2 protein-coding genes are annotated in these 2,642 nt (G+C 67.0%); both read right to left on the bottom strand.

What is annotated here, in order from left to right; translation table 11 throughout:
- Positions 1-81: 81 nt before the first annotated feature.
- Positions 82-2,151 (bottom strand): RCC1 domain-containing protein, encoded by a 2,070-nt coding sequence (locus U870_RS0122020; protein WP_162819242.1) that lies wholly within the window; start codon positions 2,149-2,151, stop codon positions 82-84.
- A 62-nt stretch (positions 2,152-2,213) separates the two neighbouring features.
- On the bottom strand, positions 2,214-2,642 hold a 429-nt coding region (locus U870_RS22905), incomplete at its 5' end, for a hypothetical protein (protein ID WP_043710828.1).

Genomic DNA, 2,642 nt, shown 5'->3' with positions numbered 1-2,642 from the left:
CGGAAAGAGTGAGTGGCCGCAGCCAGTTGCGGGTGGCTGCTCCGCGCGCTGGGGTCGACGGGCTGCGGGAGCCCGTCGCCGTCAGGGTCTGGTGCGCAGAGGCACCCATTCGCCTACGACGGTGAGTTCGTTAAGCGTGTAGGTCACGCGGTAGTAGTAGACGGTGTCGGCCGCGAGCGAACAACTCGTTCCCGTGAGCTTCACGCTTCCCCAGGGGCAGCCGCTGACCGGCACGAGTGGCATCGTGGCTGGCGTCATCCACGTGGGCGAAACAGGCGACCCGACCTGACCGAAGGAGTTGTTCCCCCAGCAACGCAGTGCGAGAGAGGCCGACTGCACACAGACGTGCAGGTGACCAGCGCTGATCGAGAGGACCGGTCCGGCGTCGCTCGATGCCACCACCGGGGTGGGTGAGGAGGTGGTGTTCCCGTTGCCCAGCTGGCCGAAGTCGTTCTGTCCCCAACACCACACTTGGCCGTTTTCAGTGACAGCACAGGCCCACCCCGAGTAGCCTCCTTCGAACCCGTAACTCCCACCGATCGCGATCTGCTGAACCTTTGTCCTCTTGGCGGCGACGGCCTGGTTGAGGGCCGTCGCCGGTACTGGTGCAGTCCCCGCCGCGAACGCTCCGGTTCCGGCGCCGGTGCTCCCCGTGGCGAGTTGACCGTTTACGTTCGATCCCCAGCAGGCCACTGTTCCGTCGGCAGCGAGCCCGCAGAGAGTGGTTCCGCCGCCCCACAGCTGGAGGATCTTCTGGCCGCCGAGGATTCCCTTGCCGGCAGGTACCAGGAGCCACGGACGGTTGGCCGCGGCCGAGATCGACCCCTTCGTGTTGTAAGCGGTGGTGTTGCCCCAGCAGGCGACCTCGCTCCGATCAGTCAGTACACAGCTGTAGTAGTCGCCGGATACGAGTTTGGTGATGGTCGAGCCGGACTGGATTACTCCGTCCAGCAGGACCGGGCGCTTCGGGTCCGGGAAGGATGCGTTGCCGGGCGTACCGCCTTGGTAGTAGTATGCGCTGCCGTCCCCGAGTTCGCCCCGCCAGCCGGAGCCCCAGCAGTAGACACGGCTGCCGGATGTGAGGAGGCAGCGCGCTCCGGTGCTGATCGACAGTTGACTGATCCGCCCGGCCTGCTGGGTGAGCGTGTCGACGTTGTAGGAGGCCTGCGGACTGGTCGGCAGCGTCGTGCCCCCGTTCGCGGGGGTGCCCGGGTTGTTCATGATCCAGCAGGCGACGTGCTCGCCGTCCTCGGACAGCACGCAATAGCCACCGTCGTAGGATTCGTTACCGAATGGAATGGGTCCGTCGGCGCGTGGTGTGGCCTGCGCAACGATAGCCGCTGCGCGACTCCCACCGAGTGCCCCGCTGACGGAGGCCGCGCTGTAGACCTTGGGGGAGCTGGTTAGATACCATTTTCCTGAAACCATGCCCCAGCAGGAGATCTGCCCAGTCACATCCACCACACAGGTCGATTGGTAGGAACTGGCGACTCGGAAAGGTTGCTCCGCGGCCGCGAATTCTCCACGGTCGACGGCGCTGAGGTCCGTCCCGCGGTACACCGGGGTCTGGTCTTTGCTGTCGGGCGCGGAGGCTCGCTCGAGCGCATAGCTCGGCGGCGACGTCCCGGCGAAGGGTGCTGAGTCCCAGTCCAGTGTCATCGTGTTCCGGTCTGGCGTGCCGTCGGCGCTCAGCGTGGCCCGGGTCGTGGTGGTCGCCCGCACCCACGGACCGTCGTCGCTGGTCCACGTGCCCAGTCGATAGCCCACGCGATACCAGTAGTCGGTGTCCTGCGTGAGTGAGCAGGTGGTTGCGCTGAGCTGAACGGCGCCGACCGGGCACCCACCGTCGCTCGCCGGGAGAGGTCCGTCGTCGAGGTAGCTTCGTCCGGTGAGATGATCGGCGATGACGGTCGCGTCCGTGCCCGAGGACGAGCCGGCGCGCTCAAGAAAGAACGACTCGCCGCCGACGGCGTTCTCGAGCGTCCACGTCAGTCTGACCGCTACCGGGGACTCCGCGGTGGCGGCCGGCTGGGCCGTGAGCAGCGCGCGAGTGTGAAACACTCCGGATACGTGCTCCGCAGAGGTCCAGCTGCCCAGCGCTGCCCCACCGGGAGCGGCCACCAGAAGCGCTGCGGCGAGCGTGCCGCTCACTGTGAGGAGGACGCGTCGACTGCGGGGGCGACCCGGCGGGCGCGGGTGAGTACGGCGAGCGCTCATTGCAGCGCTCCTTTCGCGACGGAGGAGGAATCTCCCGCCTCAGCGGCGGGGAGAAGATGTGTTTTGGGCACGTGCGTGAGCAGTCGTTCGACCGGACGCCGGGCGGACCGCCTCGAGCGGAGGAACGAGACGATCATGAGTAGGGCGCCAGTGCTGAGGACGATTACGCCGATCAGGAGGTTCGCCAAGAGATCGCTGCCGGTGTCGGCGAGCGAGGTGGCGGTGTTATCGACGCCGGCGTCGACTCCTTGGCCCCAGAAGAGCACGTGGAGGTCGGCCAGGGCGTCGCTGCGCAACCCATCGTCAGTGGTGACCCGGAGGATGAGCCAGACCGGCGATGTGCCGTCCCAGGCGCCCACATCGTGGCTGTGCGAGAGTGCGTTGGTCGTGCTGAGTCCGTCGGCTGGTGTACTGACCCGGATCGT

The sequence above is a fragment of the Leifsonia aquatica H1aii genome, from assembly GCF_000633535.1.
In the GTDB taxonomy this organism is placed as follows: Bacteria; Actinomycetota; Actinomycetes; order Actinomycetales; family Microbacteriaceae; genus Leifsonia; species Leifsonia aquatica_A.
The sequence above is the reverse complement of the archived record's forward strand: the minus strand, read 5'-3'. Positions and strand labels throughout refer to the sequence as shown.